Source organism: Pseudohongiella sp. (assembly GCF_011050365.1).
GTDB lineage: Bacteria > Pseudomonadota > Gammaproteobacteria > Pseudomonadales > Pseudohongiellaceae > Pseudohongiella.
The window spans coordinates 197,179-221,562 of the sequence record NZ_DRFV01000015.1 but is presented as its reverse complement, the minus strand read 5'-3'; the positions used below and the strand labels follow the sequence as shown (position 1 = coordinate 221,562).

General features: G+C 54.8%; 22 protein-coding genes and 1 tRNA gene. 15 read left to right on the top strand and 8 right to left on the bottom strand.

Features of this window, described 5'->3' with window-relative positions; genetic code table 11:
* The first annotated feature begins 10 nt into the window (after positions 1-10).
* Genes ENH71_RS12670 through rluB form a run of 3 tightly spaced genes read left to right on the top strand, consistent with a single transcriptional unit; the run spans position 11 to position 2,582 of the window.
* A complete protein-coding gene (locus ENH71_RS12670; protein ID WP_414704711.1) occupies positions 11-847 on the top strand; it encodes a segregation and condensation protein A in 837 nt (278 codons plus the stop codon).
* Between the two features lie 48 nt (positions 848-895).
* The gene (gene scpB, locus ENH71_RS12665; RefSeq protein WP_294134847.1) at positions 896-1,771 is read left to right on the top strand and encodes an SMC-Scp complex subunit ScpB; all 876 of its coding nucleotides are present in this window, start codon (positions 896-898) and stop codon (positions 1,769-1,771) included.
* Positions 1,764-2,582, top strand: coding sequence for a 23S rRNA pseudouridine(2605) synthase RluB (rluB, locus tag ENH71_RS12660; RefSeq protein WP_294134845.1), 819 nt, complete (start codon positions 1,764-1,766; stop codon positions 2,580-2,582). Before scpB ends, rluB begins: the two co-directional genes overlap by 8 nt.
* A gap of 17 nt (positions 2,583-2,599) precedes the next feature.
* Here the strand turns inward: rluB and ENH71_RS12655 are convergent, their stop codons facing one another.
* From ENH71_RS12655 to ENH71_RS12630, 6 genes are all read right to left on the bottom strand, one after another.
* Positions 2,600-3,043: a hypothetical protein gene (locus tag ENH71_RS12655; RefSeq protein WP_294134843.1), complete on the bottom strand. Its 444-nt coding sequence runs from the start codon at positions 3,041-3,043 to the stop codon at positions 2,600-2,602.
* Positions 3,044-3,089: 46 nt separating this feature from the next.
* Complete coding sequence (locus ENH71_RS12650; protein ID WP_294134840.1) at positions 3,090-4,022, bottom strand: GGDEF domain-containing protein; 933 nt, start codon at positions 4,020-4,022, stop codon at positions 3,090-3,092.
* Positions 4,023-4,249: 227 nt separating this feature from the next.
* Entirely contained in the window at positions 4,250-5,047 is a 798-nt protein-coding gene (locus tag ENH71_RS12645; protein WP_294134836.1) for a YciK family oxidoreductase, read from the bottom strand.
* 17 nt (positions 5,048-5,064) lie between these two features.
* Positions 5,065-5,757: an HAD family hydrolase gene (locus tag ENH71_RS12640; RefSeq protein WP_294134834.1), complete on the bottom strand. Its 693-nt coding sequence runs from the start codon at positions 5,755-5,757 to the stop codon at positions 5,065-5,067.
* Positions 5,754-6,464: a bifunctional 2-polyprenyl-6-hydroxyphenol methylase/3-demethylubiquinol 3-O-methyltransferase UbiG gene (ubiG, locus tag ENH71_RS12635; RefSeq protein ID WP_294134832.1), complete on the bottom strand. Its 711-nt coding sequence runs from the start codon at positions 6,462-6,464 to the stop codon at positions 5,754-5,756. The genes ENH71_RS12640 and ubiG overlap by 4 nt, the downstream gene beginning before the upstream one ends.
* A complete protein-coding gene (locus ENH71_RS12630) occupies positions 6,461-7,816 on the bottom strand; it encodes a TRZ/ATZ family hydrolase (RefSeq protein WP_294134829.1) in 1,356 nt (451 codons plus the stop codon). The genes ubiG and ENH71_RS12630 overlap by 4 nt, the downstream gene beginning before the upstream one ends.
* Before the next feature lie 244 nt (positions 7,817-8,060).
* Between ENH71_RS12630 and gyrA the strand changes: the two genes are divergently transcribed.
* The 11 genes from gyrA to ENH71_RS12575 all read left to right on the top strand — a co-directional run bounded on the left by gyrA (position 8,061) and on the right by ENH71_RS12575 (position 21,097).
* On the top strand, positions 8,061-10,679 hold the full coding sequence (gene gyrA / locus ENH71_RS12625) for a DNA gyrase subunit A (RefSeq protein ID WP_294134826.1): 2,619 nt from the start codon (positions 8,061-8,063) through the stop codon (positions 10,677-10,679).
* On the top strand, positions 10,672-11,538 hold the full coding sequence (gene pheA, locus ENH71_RS12620) for a prephenate dehydratase (RefSeq protein ID WP_294134823.1): 867 nt from the start codon (positions 10,672-10,674) through the stop codon (positions 11,536-11,538). Before gyrA ends, pheA begins: the two co-directional genes overlap by 8 nt.
* A 3-nt stretch (positions 11,539-11,541) precedes the next feature.
* Entirely contained in the window at positions 11,542-13,425 is a 1,884-nt protein-coding gene (locus ENH71_RS12615; RefSeq protein ID WP_294134821.1) for a prephenate dehydrogenase/arogenate dehydrogenase family protein, read from the top strand.
* Positions 13,418-14,110 carry a (d)CMP kinase gene (gene cmk, locus ENH71_RS12610; RefSeq protein WP_294134819.1) on the top strand — a complete coding sequence of 231 codons (693 nt, stop codon included), beginning with the start codon at positions 13,418-13,420 and terminating at the stop codon, positions 14,108-14,110. Before ENH71_RS12615 ends, cmk begins: the two co-directional genes overlap by 8 nt.
* A gap of 236 nt (positions 14,111-14,346) precedes the next feature.
* A complete protein-coding gene (rpsA, locus tag ENH71_RS12605; RefSeq protein ID WP_294134816.1) occupies positions 14,347-16,023 on the top strand; it encodes a 30S ribosomal protein S1 in 1,677 nt (558 codons plus the stop codon).
* 19 nt (positions 16,024-16,042) lie between these two features.
* On the top strand, positions 16,043-16,333 hold the full coding sequence (gene ihfB, locus ENH71_RS12600; protein ID WP_294134813.1) for an integration host factor subunit beta: 291 nt from the start codon (positions 16,043-16,045) through the stop codon (positions 16,331-16,333).
* Between the two features lie 122 nt (positions 16,334-16,455).
* Positions 16,456-16,746 carry a lipopolysaccharide assembly protein LapA domain-containing protein gene (locus tag ENH71_RS12595; RefSeq protein WP_294134808.1) on the top strand — a complete coding sequence of 97 codons (291 nt, stop codon included), beginning with the start codon at positions 16,456-16,458 and terminating at the stop codon, positions 16,744-16,746.
* Positions 16,747-16,809: 63 nt separating this feature from the next.
* The gene (gene pyrF / locus ENH71_RS12590; protein ID WP_294134805.1) at positions 16,810-17,514 is read left to right on the top strand and encodes an orotidine-5'-phosphate decarboxylase; all 705 of its coding nucleotides are present in this window, start codon (positions 16,810-16,812) and stop codon (positions 17,512-17,514) included.
* 92 nt (positions 17,515-17,606) lie between these two features.
* Positions 17,607-17,951 carry a ComEA family DNA-binding protein gene (locus ENH71_RS12585; protein WP_294134800.1) on the top strand — a complete coding sequence of 115 codons (345 nt, stop codon included), beginning with the start codon at positions 17,607-17,609 and terminating at the stop codon, positions 17,949-17,951.
* Between the two features lie 129 nt (positions 17,952-18,080).
* Complete coding sequence (locus ENH71_RS12580) at positions 18,081-19,118, top strand: MraY family glycosyltransferase (protein ID WP_294134798.1); 1,038 nt, start codon at positions 18,081-18,083, stop codon at positions 19,116-19,118.
* On the top strand, positions 19,115-21,097 hold the full coding sequence (locus ENH71_RS12575; protein WP_294134795.1) for a polysaccharide biosynthesis protein: 1,983 nt from the start codon (positions 19,115-19,117) through the stop codon (positions 21,095-21,097). Before ENH71_RS12580 ends, ENH71_RS12575 begins: the two co-directional genes overlap by 4 nt.
* A 22-nt stretch (positions 21,098-21,119) precedes the next feature.
* Here ENH71_RS12575 and ENH71_RS12570 read toward each other — a convergent pair whose 3' ends face one another.
* Both ENH71_RS12570 and ENH71_RS12565 read right to left on the bottom strand, forming a co-directional pair.
* Positions 21,120-21,824 carry a peptidylprolyl isomerase gene (locus ENH71_RS12570; RefSeq protein WP_317622397.1) on the bottom strand — a complete coding sequence of 235 codons (705 nt, stop codon included), beginning with the start codon at positions 21,822-21,824 and terminating at the stop codon, positions 21,120-21,122.
* 155 nt (positions 21,825-21,979) lie between these two features.
* Positions 21,980-22,054: transfer RNA gene (locus ENH71_RS12565), tRNA-Asn, on the bottom strand.
* A gap of 205 nt (positions 22,055-22,259) precedes the next feature.
* Here ENH71_RS12565 and uvrB point away from each other — a divergent pair.
* A complete protein-coding gene (gene uvrB, locus ENH71_RS12560; RefSeq protein WP_414704710.1) occupies positions 22,260-24,284 on the top strand; it encodes an excinuclease ABC subunit UvrB in 2,025 nt (674 codons plus the stop codon).
* Positions 24,285-24,384 lie beyond the last annotated feature (100 nt).

Here is a 24,384-nt window from a genome sequence, read left to right as displayed (position 1 = left end):
GAATATCGGGATGAGCGAACAGGCAGACACGTCCGGCACCAACGATATCCAGATTGTGGCGGCGCCGCCACAGCATGAGATGCCGTTTGCCTATGTGGCAGGTAAGGCAATTACTCAGTTGCCGCAGGATCTTTATATCCCGCCGGATGCACTTGAAGTTTTTCTCGAGGCCTTCGAGGGTCCACTGGATCTGCTGCTGTATCTGATCAAGCGCCAGAACATCGACATTCTGGATATTGATGTCGCCATGATAACCGAACAGTACATGGCCTACGTTGATTTAATGGAAGCGCATCAGTTTGAACTGGCCGCTGAATACCTGGTGATGGCAGCGATGCTGGCGGAAATCAAGTCGCGTATGTTGCTGCCACGCAGTACCCATGAAGAGGACGAGGAAGAGGACCCACGCGCCCAGTTGATCCGCCGTCTGCAAGAGTATGAACGCTATAAGAAGGCCGCGGAAGACATTGACCAGCTGCCCCGGCTGGAGCGTGATGTTTTTCTGGCCGGTGCCCAGGGCCCGCAGCTGGAGCGCAATACACCGGACCCGGTGGTGGAGCTACAGGAAATCCTGATGGCGCTGTCGGGTGCCTTGCGCCGGGCCGATATGTTTGAACATCACCAGATTCAGCGTGAAACGCTGTCGACGCGAGAGAAAATGGCCGAGATTCTGGTGCGACTGTCCTCGGAGCGTTTTGTCCCACTGGTGTCACTGCTGATGCGAGAGGAAGGTCGCCTTGGCGTGGTGGTGACGTTTTTGGCGGTGATGGAATTGATCAAGGATTCGCTTGTCGACATTGTGCAAAGCGAACCTTTCGCGCCTATCCATATCAAGGCGCGCAGCTAGCGGGTCTGAGCAGAAAATGACTGACAACAAACAACCGACATGACTGACATGACTGACATCAAAAACGAAGAAATGACCCAGGGTGATGACACCGATATCGATACTGTGACCGATGCTGAAGAGGCATTTGAGGAGGTTTCATATCCGGTGCAGGATATCGATGAGGAAACACGGCAACAGATCATTGAGGGTTTGTTACTCAGTGCTGGCCGGCCGTTATCAGTTGCAGCCCTGTCAGATCTGTTTCTGGAAGCCGAGCGACCCAGTGCCGAGCAAATACGCGATTCCCTGAATGCCATTGCACAAGCATGTGAAGGGCGTGGTTTCGAATTAAAGGAGGTAGCGTCCGGGTTCAGATTTCAGGTGCGTCAGAAACTGAGTCCATGGATTTCGAGATTGTCGGAGGAGAAGCCGCAACGCTACACTCGTGCATTGCTGGAAACGTTGGGCCTGATCGCTTATCGGCAACCCATTACCCGTGGCGATATCGAAGAAATCCGGGGGGTGGCGGTCAGCTCCACGATTATCAGAACCCTGCTGGATCGTGAATGGATTCGCGTTGTAGGCCACCGGGATGTACCCGGGCGCCCGGCCATGTTTGCCACCACGCGGCATTTCCTGGACTATTTTAATCTGAAGAATCTGCAGGAATTGCCACCGTTAGCGGAAATCCGTGATCTCGACCAGCTCAATCCGGAGCTTGATCTGAGTGATGAAGAAGGGCGCGTCCTGTTACTGCCGGAAGAGTCTGCCGATGGCGACGAAACAGACTCAGATATTGATCAGGCTGAGCTGCTGGACGAAGAAGAGGCTATGGCACTGGCCAAGCGGCCATTGGATGACATTCTCGGTTACGGGCGAAAACATGAAGAAGCAGCGCAAGACACCGAAGTAACGGGATCTCAGGATAAAGACAATGATTGATGCAGTGCAGGATGAAAAGATACAAAAAGTACTGGCTCGTGCCGGTTTCGGATCGCGCCGCCAGATGGAAAGCTGGATCAGTCAGGGCCGCGTACGACTGAATGGCAACGTGGCCACACTGGGTGACCGCGCCGGGCCTGATGACAAAATCGTGGTTGATGGCAAAAAAGTGTCAAATACCGCACCGGACAACACAGAGCCTCGTGTTCTTGTTTATAACAAGCCGGAAAATGAAATTTGTTCGCGTCGCGATCCGGAAGGCCGCAAGTCAGTATATGACCATCTGCCCATGATTAAACATGGCCGCTGGGTTGCTGTCGGCCGCCTGGATTTTAATACCAGCGGTTTGTTGTTGTTTACCACCGATGGTGAGCTGGCAAACCGGCTCATGCATCCGTCTGCCAATATTGATCGGGAGTATGCGGTCCGGGTCATGGGCGATGTCAGCGATGAAATGATCGCCAATCTGCAAAAAGGGGTGATGATTGAAGATCACCTGTGTCGCTTTACCGACGTGCAGTTCTTTGCCGGTGAGGGCCGCAACCGCTGGTACCATGTGGTCATCATGGAAGGGCGTAATCGGGAGGTACGAAAGCTCTGGGAATCTCAAGGCGTCAAAGTGAGCAGGCTGAAGCGTGTGCGATATGGCCCGGTGTTTATTCCCAGCCGCGTCAAAAAAGGACAGTTCTACGAAATGAAGGCCGCCGAGATCACCGGCCTGTACGAGGCAGTCGGTATGACGCCACCGGTCACCAGCAGGAAACGACCTGTTTCCCGCAACCGTAAAGACGGCAGACCAGGTCGGGGGTGATCAGCGGTTGTTCGTTGTCAGGGCGCTGATGTATCCGATCCTTCCAGTTTCTTTGATCTGAGGCTGTTGCGCAGCGGATTGACCAGCGCCGGGATCAGCGCTTCAATCAACTGTAATTCACGCTCGGTGAATTTACGGTTACGCTTGAAGACAATCTCTCCCAGATATTCGTCAGTGCATAACAGTCGATAGCCGCAGCTATGGGAAGACTGGGTTCCCACGCGAATATCAACGTCCAGGGCTTCGTGGTGATAGTGCAGTCCGTCCAGCGCTACTCCGCGTGTCATACTGTGCAGCAGGCGCTGTTGCAAAGTTGATATCTCAAGCGTACCACCCAGGTTTTCGGTCAGTATCTGACGTAATTCCTGTTCGCGTTGTTTGCGCCTGACAGATGCTTTGGTATCGGTTTCTGCAGGTTGGTGCCCGGCATCTTGTAGCGTGCTTTGCATGTAAGCTGTCATCAAACTTTCCCCTGGTTCTCCTCGCGGAGACGTGCATAAAAATGGTTTAAAGGAACGCGGACCCGTTCCCGCCCGCATTTTTCACTTTGTACATGGCCTTGTCCGCCCGATTCATCAGCAGCTGGATATTGTCGGTTTCAGCAAACGATGCAGCACCGATACTGACCGTGACCTGTAACGGTCCGGATTCGGCGCAGATCCTGAGACTGGCAACGGCTTCGCGCAACCTCTCGGCGATGACCATGGCGCCATACTTGTCAGTCTTGCTAAGCACAACAACAAACTCTTCGCCGCCGTAGCGATAACATCGATCGGTGTTGCGATTTACGTTATTGATCAGACGTACCATTTCCCGCAGCACATTGTCACCGGCAGTATGGCCTTCGGTATCGTTGATCTTTTTGAATTTATCAATATCAATCACCAGCAGTGACAGTTCATGATGATAACGCCGCGTCAGGTTCAGCTCGTGTTCCAGATTGGTCATCATCGCCAGCCGATTACCGGCGCCGGTTAACGGGTCAGTCATAGAGGCGTCAATGGCAGCCTGGTACTGCAGCGCGTTACGCAGTGGACAGAGCAGGGTACTGAGCAGGGTTTCAATACAGTCGAGATCGGCATCGGCAAACGGGGCGTTATGGTAAAGCACTATTTCACCCAGATTGTCGCGTTGGGTGATAAGGCGGTAGCTGCAACTGTGCAACTCGACACTGCCCACTGACTTTTGAATCTGCTGCGCTTCATTGACGTAAACCAGGCCACAATGATCGACCAACTCACTGGTTTCCTCATGGAAAAGGGTCAGAATTTTTTCCAGCTCCAGTGACGACTGCAATCGGGTCAACAGGCGATAGCGTGTCTGTGCCAGTGGTTTACTACCGTCTGGTAAATAGTCATTGGCAGCCGGAATCAGCATAAGCTGAGAGCGGCCCTGGGTGGCGGTATCTACTGCTGTCGCCGAGCTGAGTGGCATAGCCATGTCGGTCTCCGGGGTAAACGTCTACCGAAGACAAGCGATTATTGTGCCAAAGTGCTGATATTTTAATTAATTATATAAAAAACAGCAGGGTAGGATTCTAATGGTCGGTCGGCTGTGGTTTTGCCACCATTAAGCAGGGGTGAGTGGCAAGCGTCGGCGGCAACAATTTGCCGGTTTACTGACGCTTGCCGTACCGGGTGTCAGTTTGCTGTCACCGTAGGCTGAGTTTAGCCGGGCAGTTCGGTCAGCAGTGTCCGGATATCAATCGTTTCGCCATGGTGTGACGCGCTCCCGGGTTGCATGAGGTGCAGATAGGCCGGCATCAGGGATTCTGCCGTGGGTAAGGACATTGGATTTTCTGCCGGATAGGCCGCGCGGCGCATCTCTGTGCGGGTGGCACCCGGATTAATGCTGTTTACGCGAATCCGGGTGGTTTCTGCCAACTCTTCGGCAAGGACCTGCATCAGGCCCTCGGTGGCGAATTTGCTGACCGCATAGGCGCCCCAATAGGCGCGACCCTTGCGCCCGACACTGGAAGAGGTAAACAGGATGCGGGCGTCATCAGATTGCTGCAGCGCCGGCAGTAACGCCCGGGTCAACATAAACACCGCGTTGATGTTGATCTGCATGAGTTTCATCCAGCTCTCTGGTGCATAGTGCTGAATCGGACCCAGGGCACCAAGCTCGCTGGCGTTGTGCAAAAGGCCGTCAAGCGCCGGAAACTGTTCCTGTATCGAGCGACCGAGAGTATCGTAATCCTCGCTACCGGCGATAGCCAGATCCATTGGGTGAATGATGGCTTCCGGCAGATTTTCGCTGGCAATGGCGTCGTACACAGCTTCCAGTTTGCTCTGGGTGCGGCCCAACAGAATAACCGTAGCGCCACTGCGGGCAAATGTCCGCGCCGCTGCTTTGCCGATGCCATCGCCGGCGCCGGTGACCAGAATAGTCCGACCTTGCAGGCTGTCATTGACCGGAATCGTCAACTCGCTGCTGTCGATGGCCTGGGCTGGTTCAATTTTCATGCGTTTGTCCTTACTGATCAATTAGCGTTGTGGCGGTTGCCCAGATATTGCTGAATATCGGCAACCGTTGGTGAAATGTGGTCTGCCCCCCATTCGCTGACCGGCGGGTGGTGCGGGAGATATCCGTAAGCCGCAGCGATGGTGTGCATGTCCGCTGCATTGCCGGCCTCGATATCGCGCGGGTGATCGCCGATATAAACGCTGCGCCCCGGTGCGCAGTCAAGGCGGTCACAAGCAAGCAGCAGTGGCTCGGGATGCGGTTTGGTCTGGCTGACGTGATCGGGACAGACCAGCACTGAACAGCGGGTGTCGAGCGCCAGTTTATGCAATAGCGGGATACAGAAGCGCTCTGGTTTGTTGGTCACCACGCCCCAGGGGATATCGTGATGTTCAAGGTCTGCCAGCAATTCATCGATGGCGGGAAACAGCACCGAGCGTGTTTCCTGCAACTGTGCCATGTACTGATTAAGCAGGGTCTGCAGCAAGGTATCAAAACCCGGGCTGCCGGGCGCGAGCTGAAAAGCCAGCTCCACCAGTGCCCGTGCGCCGCTGGAAACTGTCGCCAGTATCGCAGCATCATCTGGCGGGGCAACACCCTGATCTGCGCACAGATGATGCAGGACGGCTCTGAAGTCGGGTGCCGTGTCGATCAGGGTGCCGTCGAGGTCGAATAACACAGCGTCAAATCCGGGATTGGCGGTAACACTCATGCCGGCTTCCGATAGTGGACCAGATAATTGACATCAATATTTGCTTGCAGGCGATAGCGTTTGGTTAATGGGTTGTATCCCATGCCAATCAGCTCACCCTGTTCCAGACCATAGTGTCGGCACCATGATGCAAGTTCGGATGGTTTGATGAATTTGGCGTAGTCGTGGGTGCCCTTGGGCAGCAGGCTCAGTATGTATTCAGCACCGACGATGGCGAACAGCCATGATTTGGGGTTGCGATTAAGCGTGGAAAAGAAAATGTGGCCGCCGGGTTTTGCCAGTTTGACGCAGGCGGCCACGATGGCTTCCGGGTCGGGTACATGCTCGAGCATCTCCAGGCAGGTGACGATATCGTATTGACCGGCTTCCTGGTCCGCCATGGCCTCGGCTGCTATATTTTCATAGCGGATATCGAGTCCGCTTTCCAGCTTGTGCAGCCGGGCAACGGCCAGCGACGCTTCTGCCAGATCTATGGCAGTGACTGTCGCGCCCTGATGCGCCAGCGCCTCGCTGAGGATGCCGCCGCCGCAGCCGATATCGATGCAACGCTGGCCGGCCGGGTTGATCTTGCGGCTGATAAACCCCATGCGTAACGGATTTATTTCATGTAATGGCCGAAACTCGCTGTTGGGGTCCCACCAGCGCGCGGCGAGGGCTTCGAATTTGCGGATTTCAGCATCATCGCGATTACTTTGCGGCGCACTCATGCGGTATCTCCCGGAGGCGTGGTGTGTTGCAGTCGGTGTTGCCATGATTGCGTCTGTTCCTGCACATGGCGTCGGTTAATTGTGGTCAGTTCGCCGTCATTTAACAGCAGCTTGCCATTGACCCAAACGTGGCTGACCTGGCTGGCCTGGGTTGAGTACACCAGGTGCGAGACCGGATTGAACACGGGTATTGAATTCAGGCTGTCCATGCGCACAGCGGTGAAATCGGCACGTTTACCAACTTCCAGCGTGCCAATCAATGCGTCCAGTCCCATGGCCCTGGCACCATTGATGGTGGCCATCTGCAGGGCCCGGTACGCCGGCAGCGCGCTGGCGTCATTGGCGCAGGCTTTGGCCAGCAGTGCCGCGGTGCGCATCTCTGAAAACATGTCCAGATCATTGTTACTGGCGGCGCCATCGGTGCCCAGAGCGACGTTAATACCGCCTTGCTGCAGTCTGTGTACCGGGCAGAAACCGCTGGCCAGCTTGAGGTTGGACTCGGGGCAATGGACAACATGGGTTGCGGTTTTCTGCAGCAACGCCATATCGTCATCATCTATCTGGGTGGCATGCACACACAGCATACGAGGACCCAGTAAACCCAGATCATAGAGTCTGCGCAACGGACGCTGACCAGTGTTGTTCACTGCGTCTTCCACTTCAAAAGCGGTTTCGTGGACATGCATATGAATGGGCAGATCGAGCTCTTCGGCAAACGTGAGCATCTTGCGCAGGGAGTCGTCGGAAACACTGTATGGCGCATGCGGCCCAAAGGCAGTGCTCACCAGTTCACTGTTACGCCAGGCATCGTGCAGCTCCGTGGTTTTGCGGATGCACTCGTCGGCATCAGCCGCCCAGGGCGTCGGGAAGTCTATGACAGGCACCGCCAGCTGGGCCCGAATACCGGCTTCGCTGGCCGCTCTGGCGCTGGCATCAGGATAAAAGTACATGTCGGCAAAACAGGTAGTGCCGCCACGAATCATCTCTGCGATTGCCAGTTGAGTGCCCTGGTAGACGAACTCTTCACTGATCCATTTGCCCTCCAGCGGCCAGATATGGTCATTAAGCCAGGTGTGCAAGGGCAGGTCATCAGCGATTCCGCGCAGTAAAGACATGCCGGCATGGCCATGAGTGTTGACCAGCCCGGGGATCAGGGCATGCTGATCCAGGGTAACTTCCCGGTTTGCGCGGAACAGCTGCTTGCTCTGCGCCGTGGCACACAAGCCGGTGATGGTGCCGTTACGCACGGCTATGCTGTGATGTTCGAGGATGGCCTGGTCATCGGTGGCTGGAATAATCCAGCGGGCATGTATCAGCAGATCAACGTCATGCGGGTGTTCGCTGGGGCTCATTGGGACTCCGGTTCAGGGCTTCGGGGGGCGATTATAACGAATATTGCCTTAAAGCAGGAGCTTGATATCAAACCGTATTTTTGTGTCCGGTGACAGGTCAATTGTGGTAGTATTGATCAATTTTATCGATCGGCGATTGCAGTGAAATCGACGCTTGGGAATCACCAGCAAGAACTACCCGAAAGGACTGGCCCGGGCGCGCTTGGATGAGCCGCTTACAGTCCGTATGAGAGCCTAAAAAAATATGACGGAATCTACAAATCAGATATCGCCTGTTTCTCTCGAAAGCGAGATGCGCGAATCCTATCTTGCCTACGCGATGAGCGTGATTGTTGGACGTGCATTGCCCGATGTCAGGGACGGGCTCAAGCCTGTGCACAGACGCGTGTTGTTTGCGATGAATGTGCTCTCCAATGACTGGAACAAGCCTTACAAGAAATCTGCCCGTGTCGTGGGCGATGTCATCGGTAAGTATCACCCGCACGGTGACTCCGCGGTTTACGACACCATTGTGCGCATGGCACAGGACTTCTCTTTGCGTTACCCGCTGGTTGATGGTCAGGGTAACTTTGGTTCGATAGACGGCGACTCCGCCGCTGCCATGCGTTACACCGAAATCCGCATGGCCAAGATCGCTCATGATCTGATGGCTGACCTGGACAAGGAAACCGTTGATTTTTCTGACAACTATGACGGCACGGAGCGTATTCCCGATGTGTTCCCGACGCAGGTGCCCAATCTGCTGGTGAACGGCTCATCCGGTATCGCGGTCGGTATGGCGACGAATATACCGCCGCACAATCTTACCGAAGTGGTGGATGCCTGCCTGGCATTGATGGACGATGAAGATATTTCCATTGATGATCTGATGGAGCATATCAAGGGGCCTGACTTTCCGACCGCCGCCATCATTAACGGCCGTGCGGGCATTGTTGAAGCCTACAAAACCGGTCGCGGTCGCATCTACATGCGAGCCCGCGCGGAAATTATCGAGGATGAAAAATCCAACAAACCGACCATCATCATTACGGAAATCCCGTATCAGCTTAACAAGGCGCGCCTGGTAGAAAAGATTGCCGAGCTGGTCAAGGAAAAGAAGATTGAGGGCATTACCGAGCTGCGCGACGAGTCGGACAAGGACGGTTTGCGGGTGGTCATCGAACTTCGTCGCGGTGAAGTCGGCGAAGTCGTATTGAATAATCTGTATGCGCAGACCCAGATGCAGTCGGTGTTTGGCATTAATATGGTGGCTCTGGTCGATGGCCAGCCCAAGCTGCTTAATCTGAAAGAGATTCTGCAGTCGTTTATCCGCCACCGTCGTGAAGTGGTCACACGCCGAACGGTCTACCTTCTGCGCAAGGCACGTGAAAAAGGTCACATACTGGAAGGTCTGGCGGTTGCACTGGCCAATATCGACGCCGTCATCCAGCTTATCAAGGAGTCACCCAGCTCGGCCGAAGCCAAGGAAAAACTGCTTGCCCGCTCGTGGGTTTCCACCAGCGTGCTGGCCATGCTGGGCGAGGCGGGTGCAGATTCCTGCCGCCCGGAAGAGTTGCCGGTGGAATATGGCCTGAAAGGCGAGGAATACTTCCTGTCGCCGGCGCAGGCACAAGCCATCCTGGATTTGCGTCTGCATCGCCTGACCGGCCTGGAACATGAAAAACTTATTAATGATTACAAAGATTTATTGCAACAAATTGCCGATTTCCTTGAGATTCTGGGCAGCGATACCCGGTTGTTTGAAGTCATGCGTGAAGAGCTGAATCTGGTGCGCAGCAATTATGGCGATAAGCGCCGAACCGAAATTGTTGGCTCACAGCTTGACCTGAGCATGGAAGACCTGATCACCGAAGAAGACCGCGTGGTCACCATTTCGCGCAGTGGTTATGCCAAGTCACAGCCGCTGACCGACTACCACGCGCAGCGTCGCGGCGGTATGGGCAAGGCGGCGGCCGCAGTCAAGGACGAAGATGTCGTTGAACACCTGTTGATTGCCAGCAGCCACGATACCCTGTTGTGCTTCAGTAGCGCCGGCAAGGTGTACTGGTTGCGTGTGTTCAACATTCCCCTCGCGAGCCGCACCTCAAGAGGACGCCCGCTGGTCAACATCCTGCCATTGGAAGAGGGCGAGCGCATTACCAGCATGCTGCCGATACGGGAGTATACCGAGGGTTATTTCATATTCATGGCGACCGCCATGGGTACAGTGAAAAAGACATCATTAACGAGCTTCTCGCGCCCACGCAGCGTGGGTTTGCGCGCAATTGAGCTGGATGAGGGCGACCGCCTGGTCGGTACCGCACTGACAGACGGGCAACGCGACATCATGCTGTTTGGCAGTGGCGGCAAAGTGCTGCGCTTTAATGAAGCCGGCGTCCGCACCATGGGCAGAACGGCGCGTGGGGTTCGGGGTATCCGGTTGGCGGCAGATCAGGAAATGATTGCATTGATTATTCCGGAGGAGGGCCACCAGGTGCTGACGGTCAGTGAAAATGGCTATGGCAAGCGCACTGATGTTGCTGAATTCCCGGTTTATGGTCGTGGTGGTCAGGGTGTTATTGGCATGCAGACCAGTGAGCGTAATGGCGCACTGGTGGGCGCGGTGCAGGTCGCCGATGGCGGTCAGATAATGTTGATCTCCAATAAAGGCACACTGGTGCGTATTCGGGTCGATGAAGTGTCTGTGCTGAGTCGCAACACCCAGGGCGTGCGTCTGATCAAGCTCAAGAAAGATGAGTTGCTGGTCGGTGTTGAACCTGTTGCTGATGCGGACGACGAACTGCCGGAAGATGTTGTTGACGTTGATGCCGACGGCGAAGTCATCACTACCGGGCAGCAAGCGGATGAGGCTGGTGATGAGTGATACGCCCGAGCGTGTTGCTTTTCTCGGCCCGCCCGGCACTTTTTCGCACGCAGCGGTAGATCTTTTTTTTGGCTCCGCAGACACCCCGGAACGCCTGAGCGTAGCCAACATCGATGATGTTTTTCTGGAGGTGGAGGCCGCAACTGCCCGCTTTGGTGTGGTGCCGGTGGAGAACTCCACCGAGGGTGCGGTTAACAGTACCCAGGATTGTCTGATTGATACATCCCTGACTATCGTCGGGGAGATCTATCTACCTATAGAGCACAATCTGTTGCTCAAAGACCCCGGGCGATTGTCCGATATCAGGCGTATTGTGTCGCACAAACAGACTTTGGGGCAGTGCCGGATCTGGCTGCGTACGCAGTATCCGGATATTGAGCTGCATGAAGTCAGCAGCAATGCCGAAGCTGCGCGGCTGGCCGCTGAGGACCCGACGACAGCCGCTATCGCTGGCGAAGTTGCTGCCGCCTATTTTGATTTGCAGATCGTATTTGCGCGCATCCAGGATCGCAAGAACAACACCACCCGTTTTTTGTTGCTGGCCCGCGACCACGCGGCGCTGGCAGACAGGTTTGAGCATGCCGGCATGGCCACGGGTCATGACAAGACTTCCATTCTGGTATATACCGAAAACAAACCGGGAGCCTTGTTCCGCGTGCTGGAGCCTTTTGATGCCTGCCAGGTAAGCCTGACCCGGATTGAGACGCGCCCGGCCCGGGATGATATGTGGTCTTATGTATTCTTTATCGATTTTGAGGGTCATATCGAGGACGATGCTGTCAAAAGAGTCTTTCGGCAACTTGCCGGTCGGGCGGTCAAGATCAAGAATCTCGGTTCCTATCCCAGGGCCCGGGCCTGATTCATGAGTTTGCTAAAAGACAAAACCGTACTCATAGTTGGCCTGGGCCTGATTGGCGGTTCCATTGCGCGCGGTCTGGCAACGAGCAAGGCGTGCCGCCGCATTCTGGCCGTCGGACGTGACGAAGCGGCACTGCAGACCGCCATGCTGGATGGCAGCATTCACGCCTATGCCACTGATCTGGCAACGCTGGCACCGGAAGCAGATCTGATCATGATCACGGTGCCAACGCTTTCCGTGCGGCTGATACTGGAACAGTTGCGAGATCTGGTAGATGACCGGGTCATTATCACGGACGCTGCCAGTGTCAAAGGCAATGTCGTGGCAGATGCCCGGCGGGCACTGGGCGCGCGCGTCAGCCGCTTTGTCCCGGGCCACCCAATCGCCGGATCCGAGCGCAGTGGTTATCCGGCGTCACGTGCTGACCTTTTTGACAAACGCAAGGTCATTCTCACGCCGTTGTCCGACAACGATACCCTTGCTGTGCACACGGTTATGGCACTTTGGCAAAGTCTGGGTGCCGACATTCACGCCATGAGCGTTGAGCGCCACGACAAAGTACTGGCGGGCACCAGCCACTTACCGCATCTGCTGGCGTACACCCTGGTCAATACTCTGGTGGACAGCGTCAGCGAGCCCGATCGTGTGCAACAGGTGTTTGATTATGCTGCCGGTGGATTCGCTGATTTTAGCCGCATTGCCTCCAGCGACCCGGTGATGTGGCGGGATATTTTCCTCGCCAATACCCAGGCCACGGTGGATATCCTCGACGCCTATGTAACGTCACTGCAACGGATGCGTTCGGTGTTGTTGCGCGCCGATGGCGCAGCCCTGACCCGGGAATTTGGCCGCGCCAAACAGGTCAGAGACGAGTTCTATCTGCGTTTTCAGCACAACGCTGGCCAGCGCCCGACGGCTCCGGCCGGCCAGGCTACGGCTGTGCTGACCGGCAGGCCCAGACATTCGCTGCAAGGAGAGTTTCGCGCACCGGCATCCCCCGGCACGGCGCGAAAGTACCTTGAAGACGCTGTTGCTCACAGTTCGGTATCGCGCTTGCAGGGTGTGCCGGAAGATACTGAGACACTGTGTCTGGTGCAGTCGTTGCGCGCGAACGGTGTGCCTGTTGTCGGCCCTGAACAAGGTCAGGTGACGGTTTATGGTACTGGTGATGATATTCTTGCCGGCTCTGGCTCTGGCTCTGGCTCTGGCTCTGGCGATACGGCCGATGCCGGTCACGGGCAGTCAGTGACAGTATTGCCGGCACACGACTTCCTGGTGCTGGCAATGTCACTCACCGCCTGTACCGTGACTGACTCAAGGCTGGTTCTGAGCGCAGTCTACCCGGGCATTGAGGGCAATGAACATCCGTTGCTCGCGCTGCAGCAGATGGGGGCAGATCTGCAATTCACCGGCAAAACCCTGCTGACGGTGACTGTCAGCGCTGCCACATTACGCGGTTGCGACCTGGATTTTTGCCGAAACAGCGATGCGCCGCCGCTGGATAAAGATACGCAGGATGCGGTCACTGAGCAGATACTGGCCTATATCGTTGCGGGCACGTTTGCTGACGGTGAGACCCGCCTGCGCGTGGACGATGTGCAGGGCAATGTCCGGGTGATGAATGCCTGCCAGCTCTGGCGTGGCCTTGGGGCCGATATTCAGATGGCAAAAGATGTTATTACAGTGCGTCGCTCCGTGCTCGCGTCCGGGACTCTGGCGTGCCGGGACGACCCGGAAATTGCGTTGCTGTCCGTTGTGCTGTCACAGCGCGCAGCGGGCCATATCGATATGACTGGCACGACCGCGTTTACGCTAAAGTATCCCGGTTTGGTGAGCCAGTTGCAGAGCCTGGGTTTCGGCCTGGAATTGGGGAAAAACAATGATTGAGGCAACAGTGGCAGTGCCAGTGCTTGCGATAGACGGCCCGGGAGGGGCGGGGAAGGGCACAGTCAGTCGTCTGTTGGCCGCCGCGTTGGGTTGGCACTATCTCGACAGTGGGGCGTTGTACCGGATTCTGGCGCTGGCGGCAACGCGCCATGGCGTGGGGCTGGAGGATGAGGCAGGGGTTGCTGCGCTGGCCCCCGGGCTGGATATCCGCTTTGGCACCGGCGACGATGACAGTGTCTGGCTGGACGGTGAGGAGGTGTCAGCTCAAATTCGCCATGAGAGCGCAGGCACCATGGCGTCTGTCGTTGCTGCCTTGCCGGCAGTCAGGCAGGCGCTTTTGCTGCGTCAGAGAGCTTTCCGGCAGGCACCGGGGCTGGTGGCAGATGGCCGTGATATGGGCACTGTGGTGTTTACTGATGCCCGGCAAAAAGTGTTTTTGACAGCATCGGCGCAAGAGCGTGCAGATCGCCGATATAAGCAGTTGATTGCAAAGGGTATTGATGTTAATATCGGCGACCTTTTAGCGGATATCAATGCGCGTGATGCGCGGGACAGCAACAGGGCCATAGCGCCATTGCGTCCTGCCGAAGACGCAACGGTCATCGATACAACCCGTTTGAGCATCCCGGAAGTCGTCGCTCAGATACTGGCACTGGTGACTGAAAACGGCGCAGGGGTGTCGTAAAAGGCAGAGTTACATGGCCCGGCAACTTAATGCCGGAGTGCCAGCACCGAACCACGCAAGAACCAAGCTAGAACGCAACAAGTTAGACTGAGTACCCGGCCTGATGATGGAGCCAGCATTGTCCATCAGCGGGCTTTTTGTCATTGGCCCGTACATGCTGGTGTATGGTTGAACTAAAGCTTTAGACTGTGTCTCGCGGCACTTTCGAACAGCTAATTTAATTTACAGGATTAAACATGAGTGAAAGTTTCGCTGAATTATTTGAACAAAGTCTGATTGATGTAGACATGACACCTGGCGCCATTGTCAACGGCACAGTTACTGACATCGATTCCGACTGGGTTACCGTTCACGCCGGACTCAAGTCCGAGGGCGTTATTCCCAAAAGCCAGTTCCTGGATGAGAACGGCAGTTTTTCTCTGTCTATTGGTGACATTGTTAAAGTTGCACTGGAAGCTGTGGAAGACGGCTTCGGTGAGACCCGATTGTCCAGAGAGAAAGCCAAGCGCGCTGAATCCTGGATGGAGCTGGAAGCGGCTTTCGAAAAGAACGAAGTGGTCAAAGGTATTATCAACGGCAAGGTCAAAGGTGGTTTCACTGTCGACCTCAACAATATCCGTGCGTTCCTGCCAGGCTCTCTGGTCGACATTCGTCCGATTCGCGACACCACACACCTGGAAGGTCAGCTGCTTGAATTCAAACTGATCAAGCTCGATCAGAAACGCAACAACGTTGTGGTTTCCCGTCGTGCAGTGCTGGAAGCAGTCAGCTCGGAAGAGCGTGATGAACTGCTGGCCAGCCTGCAGGAAGGCCTGGTCATCAAAGGCATCGTCAAGAACCTGACTGATTACGGTGCATTCGTTGATCTGGGTGGCGTTGACGGCCTGTTGCACATCACTGACATGTCCTGGAAGCGAATCAAGCATCCAAGCGAGATCGTGAATGTTGGCGACGAGATCAAAGTCAAAGTGCTGAAGTACGATCGTGAGCGCAACCGCGTTTCTCTCGGTCTTAAGCAGCTGGGCGAAGATCCATGGGTTGATATCAAGGCCCGTTACCCGGAAGAAACCAAGGTCAAGGCACGCGTTACCAATCTGACTGATTACGGCTGTTTTGCCGAGCTGGAAGAGGGCGTCGAAGGTCTGGTTCACGTTTCTGAAATGGACTGGACGAACAAGAACGTTCACCCGTCAAAAATCGTGCAGCTGGGTGATGAAGTCGAAGTGATGATCCTGGATATCGACGAAGAACGTCGTCGTATCTCCCTGGGTATCAAGCAGTGCTTCCAGAACCCGTGGGATCGTTTTGCCGAGCAGTTCAAGAAGGGCGACAAGATTTCCGGCAGCATCAAGTCCATCACGGACTTCGGTATCTTTATCGGTCTGGATGGCAACATCGATGGTCTGGTTCACCTGTCTGACATTTCATGGGATGAGTCGGGTGAAGATGCGGTTCGTGCCTATAAGAAAGGCGACGAAATCGAAACCGTTATTCTGTCTGTCGATCCCGAGCGTGAGCGTATTTCCCTCGGTATCAAGCAACTTTCAGAAGATCCTTTCGCAAACTACGTTGGTGAGTTTGAGAAAGGCAGCATAGTGAAAGCGACCATCATGGCCGTTGAAGCCAAGTCTGCAACTGTAGACCTGGGCAATGGTGTTGAAGGCTTGCTGCGTGCATCCGAGATCAGCCGCGACAAGGTTGAAGACGCTCGCAATGTGCTGAAAGAAGGTGACCAGATTGACGTTAAGGTGGTCAGTGTTGACCGCAAGAATCGCGTTCTTGGCGTTTCAGTTAAGGCCATTGAAATGGATGACGAGAAAGCTGCGATTCAGGATCATAAAAACCAGGACGTTGCGGCTTCAGGCCCGACAACTATTGGTGATCTGATCAAAGCGCAAATGGAAAAGAAATAACCAACTCAAGGAATTCGTCATGACAAAGTCTGAGCTTATCGAGCGCATTGCCGCCAAACAGTCGCAGTTGTCAGCAAAAGATTGCGAGTTTGCCGTCAAGGCGGTCATTGAGTATATGTCTGAGGCTTTGTCAGAAGGCGGCCGGATTGAAATTCGTGGATTTGGCAGTTTTTCCCTGCACTACCGTGTGCCTCGAATCGGGCGTAACCCGAAGACAGGCACACCGGTCGCGCTAAGTGGCAAACATGTCCCGCATTTCAAGCCAGGTAAAGAATTGAGGGACCGTGTCAACAACACCCTGGATCATTGATCAGCAATGCATGATGTGATGCAGTGTGTTGTCAGCACTGATATAAAACGGCGTATTCGAAAGAATGGCGCCGTTTTTGTTTGTAAGTCAGGAAACTGACCATTGCCCCGGAGGCAACTATCATGCAGCGATTCACACACTGGTTGGTGTTTCTATTATTGTTGCTGGTATTTATTCTCAGTGTTGGTTTTTCAATGTGGAATACCGCGCCGGTGGCGTTATCATTTGGTATCCACGAATTTGCTGCCCGCCCGTTATCGTTCTGGCTCATTGTCACTTTCTGCCTGGGTGGACTGACGGGGCTGGTCATCGGTGGCGGTCTGTTTCGGGGTGCGCGACTGCGGTTGCGTATTCGACGGCTGGAGAAAGAATTGGCCAGGCGATCAGAATTCAAGCCCAGCGAAATCGATTGAGCCGCAACAACAACTGGAAACGCCTGTATGACAGGCACCTGAATAGCCAATGGAGAGAACACCGTGCAGGATCAGAACAAAATTATTATAGCCCTTGATATGGCAAACGAGCACGACGTGATGACCTTGTTGCGGCAGCTGGATCCGGCGCAGTGCCGGGTCAAGGTCGGCAAGGAGTTGTTTACCCGCTACGGGCCGACACTGGTCCGACAAATCTCCGGTATGGGATTCGATATTTTTCTGGACCTTAAGTTCCATGATATCCCCAATACTGTCAGCAAGGCGGTTGCTGCTGCAGCCGAGCTTGGCGTCTGGATGTTGACCCTGCACGCTGCCGGTGGCGCCGAGATGCTTCGCGCCGCCCGTGATGCCGTTAGCACCTGTGAGCACAAACCGCTGTTGGTGGCCGTGACTCTGCTCACCAGCCTTGAGCAGGACGATCTCACTGTCCAGGGCGTTCAGCGAACGCCGTTGGAGCAGGTGCAGCGGCTGGCATCATTGGCCCAGGAGTGTGGCATGGATGGTGTTGTCTGCTCAGCGGCGGAAGCCGGTGAGTTGAGGAAGTTGTTGCGTAAGGACTTCTTGCTGGTTACGCCCGGTATCAGACCTCAGGGTGACGCCGCAAATGATCAGAAACGTATCGTAACGCCTGCTGCTGCGATACTTGAGGGCAGCGACTACCTGGTGATAGGCAGACCTATCACGCGGGCCCGGGAGCCGGTCGAGAAACTGGCCCTGATACAGCAAGAAATTTCTGGCATGCACTAGAATATGTGCTAAAACCTGATCAGCTCTTGTCAATAAATGATGAAAGCGCAAGGCGTCTAAATTTTTGTTCAAACCGGAAAAGGAGTTTCCAAATGCAAACAAGCAAACGTTTTATCAAGGTTTGTCTCAGTACCTTTCTGTTCAGTTTCGCCACAGGTGCTGCCGTGTTGTCGTTGTCAGCCCATGCCGCCCAGGAAGAGCCGGCACGGGCCGAGATCACGGTAGAGGAACGGGTTAATATCAACACGGCTGATGCCGAAACGCTGGCACTGGCTCTTGATGGTGTGGGCATGAGCAGGGCAATGGACATCATTGCATACCGTGAGACAAACGGTGCCTTTGAAACCGTGGAACAATTGCAGGAGGTCAATGGCATTGGCCCGGCAACCCTTGAGCGTAACCGGCCACGAATATTGCTGTCGGATCAAACCGAATGACGACGCGGGCGACCAGCATACGGTAGAATGGGAGCCCTGATTCCGGGGCTCCCTAAAACCCGGCATTGATAGAGTATGATTTTGGCCGCTGCCGTTCTCCGGCAGTCGGCGATTGATGATGGGATCACTATGTTGGTTTGGTTGGCATTGCCGGGCGTTCTTCTGATGTCCTGGCTGGTCAGTGCGATACTTGTTCGCCGGGGCTCAGATTGGTTGCTCGATATACCTGTGGCGCGCAGCGCGCACCAACGGGCAACACCTCGCGGTGGCGGCATCGCCATCGTCGTCAGTGTCTACAGCTTTCTGTTTATTCTCGTCAGCCAGGGTTACCTTGGGCTGTTTCAGTTTAGCGTGCTGATGTGCGCGTTGCCGGTAGCAGCCACCGGCTTTGCTGACGATATTCGCTCACTCTCTGTCAAGGTGCGTCTGCCGGTACAGTTGCTGGCAGCATTTGTTGCTTTGGCGCTGCTGGGGCCCGTTCCCGAACCTTTCTTCAGTGGTTTTATTGAGCTGCCCTATGTCCTGATGTCAGCTCTACTGATGCTGGCTCTGGTCTGGCTACTCAATCTGTACAATTTTATGGACGGCATCGATACGCTGGCGGCGGGGCAGTGCCTTTTTGTCAGTGGGGCCGCTGCATTTCTGTTGCCTGACTCACAAAGCGCGCTGGCCTGGGTATGTATCGGACTGTTCCTGTCAACGCTTGGCTTTTTCCTGTGGAATCTGCCGCCGGCACGGTTGTTCATGGGTGATGTCGGCAGTACCTTTCTGGGTTTTTTTCTGGGTCTTCTGGGCCTGCTCAGTCACTACGACGGCAGCCTGTCAGTCTGGGTATGGGTGCTGTTGATGGGTGTTTTTATCGCCGATACTACCTACACCTTACTGCGCCGCTGGTTATCCGGTCATAGCGTGACCCTGGGTCATAGCACGCATGCCTATCAGCACCTGGCGCGTCGCCTGGCCAGTCACAGTCGGGTGGCCATCGTGCTGACCGGGGTTAATCTGGTCTGGCTGTTCCCGCTAGCCTGGCTGGCGACGGTATACCCTGAATATGGGGTGGTGCTGGCATTCTCTGGTATAGTACCGTTAATGCTCGCGGCTGCCGCATTGGGAGCAGGGACTGATACCGGTGTAACCGGTGTCGCCGAGACAAAGGATCAGGCATGAATTTATACACGATACCATTATCGCGAACTGTAAAGCAGACGCTGCTGATGTTGGTCGACGGATTCATGCTGGCATTGGCGGCCTGGCTGTCTTTCAATATGCTGGATATCAATGCCGGTATCATGGCTGACAGGATGGTACTGTCTACCGGTCTGGCGATCCTGCTCAGTGTGCTTGGGTTTTTCCGCATTGGATTATACCGGGCGCTGTTACTTTACATGGGCGTGCAGTCCGGTTTTATCGTGCTGCAGGGTGTGACTATCGCTGCCGGTCTGTTCGGTGGTGTGTATTATTTCGTGCTCTCTGCCCAAGAGCTGAATAACGCTGTGGTACCCATTTTCTGGATGCTGGCGTTACTATTTATCGGTGGTAGCCGGTTTGTTGCGAAATTGGCGCTGCAAAGCCTTATTCAGAATTTTCGGCCCAAGGAGCCCGTTATTATTTACGGTGCCGGCAGTTCAGGTATGCAATTGGTTGCCGCGTTACAAAATGGGGATCAATACCTGCCGGTTGCTTTTGTGGACGACAGCCGTCATATCGTGGGCAGCATCGTCAATGGTATCCGTGTCTATAGCCCGTCGGCACTGGCAGAGCTGATCAAAAACTTTTCCGTGCGGCAGATTTTGCTTGCCATGCCCTCGGCCAGCCACGCCGAGCGCAAGGAAATCCTGAACCGGCTTGAGCATTTGCCCGTGCATGTCAAAACTGTGCCGGAGCTGTTTGATATGCGCTCGGGCAAGGTTCATGTAGATGAAGTCCGGGATATTGATATCGAAGATTTGCTGGGCCGAGATATCGTGCCGCCGGATCTGGACCTGATGGGAGCGTGCATCAGTGGCAAGTCGGTGCTGGTGACCGGCGCGGCGGGTTCCATCGGCTCAGAGTTGTGCCGTCAAATTGTCAATCTGCGGCCCGCCAGGCTGGTGTTACTGGACAGTTTCGAATTCGGTCTCTATGACGTAGAGCTGGAATTGCAGATGTTGCGTGACTCCCTGTCGTTGACAGATGGCTCCGTTAAAACCGAGATCATTGCGCTGCTAGGCAACGTCTGTAACCGCGGCCTCATGGAAGCAGTGATGACCCGGTTCAGTGTGAATACCGTGTATCACGTAGCCGCCTACAAACAGGTGCCGATGGTCGAGAAGAATGTCGTTGAGGGAGTTCATAACAATGTGTTTGGCACTGCCGTATCTGCACTTGCAGCTCAGCAGTGTGGTGTTGAGCACTTTGTTCTTATTTCCACCGACAAAGCCGTCCGGCCCACCAATGTTATGGGTGCCACCAAACGCTTTGCCGAACAGGTACTGCAGGCTCTGACGGTGGCGCAGGGCAGCCGCACCTGTTTCAGTATGGTTCGTTTTGGCAATGTTCTGGGCTCATCAGGTTCTGTAGTGCCCTTGTTCCGACGTCAAATCAGCGAAGGCGGGCCGGTGACTGTCACTCATCCTGAAGTAACCCGATATTTCATGACCGTTGAGGAGGCCGCGCAACTTGTTATTCAGGCGGGTTCCATGGCCAGTGGTGGCGACGTGTTTGTTCTTGATATGCACGATCCGATAAAGATCGTGGATCTGGCGCGTAAAATGATTCACCTGATGGGCTATGACGTCCGGGATGAAAATTCCTACGGCGGTGACATAGCGATCGAGTACACGGGCCTGCGGCCGGGTGAAAAACTGTTTGAGGAGCTGCTGATAGGCGAATCAGTGACTGGCACTGAACACCCTAAAATCATGCGGGCGGAAGAAGACTATCTGCCATGGAAGACTCTTGAGCCCATGTTGAAGGATCTGCAGGCAGCCTGCACCAGCATGGACCTTGGCGCTATCCGTTATATTCTGATGCGGGCAGTTGATGGTTTCGAGCCGGATACCTTGTCGGACGATCCTTTGTGGCTCGATCAAACGACCACATCACAAGACAGCGCTGTGCCCACTCGGGCAGCCCCGGCAAACGTGACGCCTCTGCACAAACGCTAGCCTGTGCAGAGGGCTGGTCTGATTAGCGTCGTGTCACAGACTCAATGATGACCGGCTCAACTGGCACATTCTGGTGCTGGTTGCGGTTGGCGGTTTCTACCGTTGCAATCTCGTCAACAACGTCCATGCCGCTGATCACTTCGCCAAAGACAGCGTAGCCGAATTGCTGCGGTGTGGTACCTGTCTGGTTAAGAAAATCATTGTCCACCAGGTTGATGAAAAACTGACTCGTTGCGCTGTCGACAACATTGGTGCGTGCCATGGCCAGTGTGCCACGGGTGTTTTCCAGCGAGGGATCAGCTTCGTTGGTAATCGGGGGATAGCCCGATATTTCGACAAAATCGCTGTCATAACCACCGCCCTGAATCATGAATCCGGGAATGACCCGGTGGAAGGTCAGGTTATCGTACAGATTATTATCGACATAACGCAGAAAATTTTCGACCGAGATCGGCGCCCGATCGGCCCACAATTCAATCTCGATGGTACCTGCGCTGGTTTCCATGACGACTACCGGGTTGCCGTCGAGCTCATCGCTGACGGATTCGACAGTGTCGGATACGGCATCAGAGACTGTTTCGGCAGCATTACTTGCAGTCTCGGCGGCCTGTTCAGCCATTGACTCAAGTTCCGCCGGCGCTTCTGTGTCGCCGGAGCAGGCCCCCAGGGCCAGCGTGCCGCCAAGCAACAAGGCCATCAGCACGTGTTTGTAGTTTTTTGAAATCATAATCATATCCCGCTTAGTCTTACTTGTTTCGGTTCGAGGCATTTTTGTTTCGAGTCAGTTTGACCCGAGCGCCTGATTATAACCGGAGATAAAAATGATGCCAGTGTTTGCTGGTGTCATGCGTTGGCGGTGGGGATATAACGAAGGGGGGGATATGGCTGCCCAACCAGGACTCGAACCTGGAACCAAGTGATTAACAGTCACCTACTCTACCATTGAGCTATTGGGCAATCGTGTTGGTCATCTGAGTGACCTCAACAGGACGCGTATACTAATGAGATTTTTAAGGGGGGTCAACCCTTCTTTGTCATCTTTTGGCGGTACTGAGACCCGTTCGCACAATGTCACGACAAGCGTGGCCCGGCTGTGGATTCAGCTCATCGCTAACCGGGATGGCAACCGTGTATACTGCCGATCATGAGTACTCAATTCAGAATGTCTTCACCTTTTAAACCGGCAGGCGATCAGCCTGCTGCGATCGAGACGCTGGTCAGCGGACTGGAGGAGGGGCTGTTGGCGCAAACCCTGCTGGGCGTTACCGGTTCCGGCAAGACCTTCACCATAGCCAATGTCATTGAGAAAACCCAGCGCCCGGCGCTGGTCATGGCGCCCAACAAGACGCTGGCAGCACAGCTCTACGGTGAATTCGCCGAATTCTTCCCCGACAATGCCGTCGAGTATTTTGTCTCATACTACGATTATTACCAGCCTGAGGCATATGTGCCTTCCTCTGATCTGTACATTGAGAAAGATTCCTCGATAAACGAACATATTGAGCAGATGCGACTGTCTGCTACCAAAGCCCTGCTTGAACGGCGCGATGTTATTGTGGTGGCGACGGTGTCTGCGATCTACGGTCTGGGTGATCCCGGGTCCTACCTGAAAATGGTCTTACACCTGGACCGTGGTGACAAGATTGATCAGCGCTATATTCTGCGTCGTCTCGCCGACATGCAGTACACGCGTAACGACATGGAGTTGCAACGTGCCACTTATCGGGTCCGGGGTGATGTTATTGACGTCTATCCGGCCGATTCGGAAAAATACGCAGTACGCATAGAGTTGTTTGATGACGAGATAGAGAATCTGGCGTTCTTCGATCCCCTGACTGGTGAGGTGTTGCGAAAAGTACCGCGTCTAACAATATTCCCGAAATCCCACTATGTGACCCCCAGAGAGAAGGTGCTGGACGCGCTCGAGAATATCAAGGTTGAGCTTAATGAACGTGTGCTGCAGCTTGAAAGTAACCACCAGTTGGTAGAGGCGCAACGGTTGTCGCAGCGAACCAAGTTCGATCTGGAAATGATGAATGAACTGGGCTACTGCACTGGCATCGAAAATTACTCGCGCTATCTGTCGGGACGCCAGGCAGGGCAGCCACCGCCTACGCTGTTTGATTATCTGCCTCCGGACGCTCTGGTGATAGTGGACGAATCGCATGTATCGATTCCGCAAATCGGCGCGATGTATAAAGGCGATCGCTCACGCAAGGAAACCCTGGTGCAATACGGTTTCCGTCTGCCGTCTGCGCTTGATAACAGGCCTTTGCGCTTTGAGGAGTGGGAGTCATTGACGCCTCAGTTGATATTTGTGTCAGCGACGCCAGGGCCCTATGAAGGTGAGCGTGCCGGGCAAACAGTGCGGCAGGTGGTGCGGCCAACCGGCCTGATTGATCCGGCGGTCGAAGTGCGTCCGGCAGGCACCCAGGTTGATGACCTGCTGTCGGAGATACGACACGTCGTGGCACGGCAGGAGCGTGTTCTGGTGACGGTACTGACCAAACGCATGGCTGAAGATTTGACCGACTACCTGATGGATCATGATGTGCGGGTACGGTACCTGCACTCGGATATCGATACCGTGGAGCGCTCTGAAATCATTCGCGATCTGCGTCTGGGTAATTTTGACGTACTGGTAGGCATTAACCTGTTACGTGAAGGGCTGGATATCCCGGAAGTGTCACTGGTCGCCATTCTGGACGCGGATAAAGAGGGATTTCTGCGCTCCGAGCGTTCACTGATTCAGACCATGGGCCGGGCGGCAAGAAATATTCGTGGCCGTGCCATTCTGTATGCTGACCGGATTACCGGCTCCATGCAGCGTGCCATGGATGAAGGTGATCGGCGCCGCGAAGTACAGATCGCCTTCAATACAGCTAACAATATTACACCCGCTGGCGTCACCAAAAGCGTCATGGACGTGATGGAAGGCGCTTATGGTGGAGGCGGCGAGGGCAAGGGACGCAAGTCTAACCGGAAGGGCGCCTCCGTAGCAGAAAAAATAGCGGCCTATGGCACCGGTGCGCAGACTGATTTACCGACAGACGCCAAGGCTCTGGCAAAGGAAATCAGTCGACTCGAGGCCAGAATGCTTGAACTTGCCAGAAACCTGGAGTTTGAAGAGGCTGCCACCCTGCGAGATGAAGTCGCCGTTCTGCGTAAACAACTGCTGCAAGTGTAAAACGGCGCTAATATCGATAAAAAGCACAGGCAACTCCGGCACTTGCTATTGTAGTTTGGGCGTACTGCCCCTATAATCGCCAACCTTGATAAAAGCACCC

Excerpts from the sequence above, each read along its gene's own strand:
- rpsA (WP_294134816.1), top strand. The coding sequence starts at position 14,347 with ATGAGTGAAAGTTTCGCTGAATTATTTGAACAAAGTCTGATTGATGTA.
- ENH71_RS12670 (WP_414704711.1), top strand. The coding sequence starts at position 11 with ATGAGCGAACAGGCAGACACGTCCGGCACCAACGATATCCAGATTGTG.
- uvrB (WP_414704710.1), top strand. The coding sequence starts at position 22,260 with ATGTCTTCACCTTTTAAACCGGCAGGCGATCAGCCTGCTGCGATCGAG.
- gyrA (WP_294134826.1), top strand. The coding sequence starts at position 8,061 with ATGACGGAATCTACAAATCAGATATCGCCTGTTTCTCTCGAAAGCGAG.
- pheA (WP_294134823.1), top strand. The coding sequence starts at position 10,672 with ATGAGTGATACGCCCGAGCGTGTTGCTTTTCTCGGCCCGCCCGGCACT.
- ubiG (WP_294134832.1), bottom strand. The coding sequence starts at position 6,464 with ATGAGTGCGCCGCAAAGTAATCGCGATGATGCTGAAATCCGCAAATTC.
- rluB (WP_294134845.1), top strand. The coding sequence starts at position 1,764 with ATGATTGATGCAGTGCAGGATGAAAAGATACAAAAAGTACTGGCTCGT.
- ENH71_RS12570 (WP_317622397.1), bottom strand. The coding sequence starts at position 21,824 with ATGATTTCAAAAAACTACAAACACGTGCTGATGGCCTTGTTGCTTGGC.
- ENH71_RS12655 (WP_294134843.1), bottom strand. The coding sequence starts at position 3,043 with ATGACAGCTTACATGCAAAGCACGCTACAAGATGCCGGGCACCAACCT.
- ihfB (WP_294134813.1), top strand. The coding sequence starts at position 16,043 with ATGACAAAGTCTGAGCTTATCGAGCGCATTGCCGCCAAACAGTCGCAG.
- ENH71_RS12595 (WP_294134808.1), top strand. The coding sequence starts at position 16,456 with ATGCAGCGATTCACACACTGGTTGGTGTTTCTATTATTGTTGCTGGTA.
- ENH71_RS12615 (WP_294134821.1), top strand. The coding sequence starts at position 11,542 with ATGAGTTTGCTAAAAGACAAAACCGTACTCATAGTTGGCCTGGGCCTG.
- ENH71_RS12630 (WP_294134829.1), bottom strand. The coding sequence starts at position 7,816 with ATGAGCCCCAGCGAACACCCGCATGACGTTGATCTGCTGATACATGCC.
- scpB (WP_294134847.1), top strand. The coding sequence starts at position 896 with ATGACTGACATCAAAAACGAAGAAATGACCCAGGGTGATGACACCGAT.
- ENH71_RS12580 (WP_294134798.1), top strand. The coding sequence starts at position 18,081 with ATGTTGGTTTGGTTGGCATTGCCGGGCGTTCTTCTGATGTCCTGGCTG.
- ENH71_RS12575 (WP_294134795.1), top strand. The coding sequence starts at position 19,115 with ATGAATTTATACACGATACCATTATCGCGAACTGTAAAGCAGACGCTG.
- cmk (WP_294134819.1), top strand. The coding sequence starts at position 13,418 with ATGATTGAGGCAACAGTGGCAGTGCCAGTGCTTGCGATAGACGGCCCG.
- ENH71_RS12650 (WP_294134840.1), bottom strand. The coding sequence starts at position 4,022 with ATGGCTATGCCACTCAGCTCGGCGACAGCAGTAGATACCGCCACCCAG.
- ENH71_RS12640 (WP_294134834.1), bottom strand. The coding sequence starts at position 5,757 with ATGAGTGTTACCGCCAATCCCGGATTTGACGCTGTGTTATTCGACCTC.
- ENH71_RS12585 (WP_294134800.1), top strand. The coding sequence starts at position 17,607 with ATGCAAACAAGCAAACGTTTTATCAAGGTTTGTCTCAGTACCTTTCTG.
- ENH71_RS12645 (WP_294134836.1), bottom strand. The coding sequence starts at position 5,047 with ATGAAAATTGAACCAGCCCAGGCCATCGACAGCAGCGAGTTGACGATT.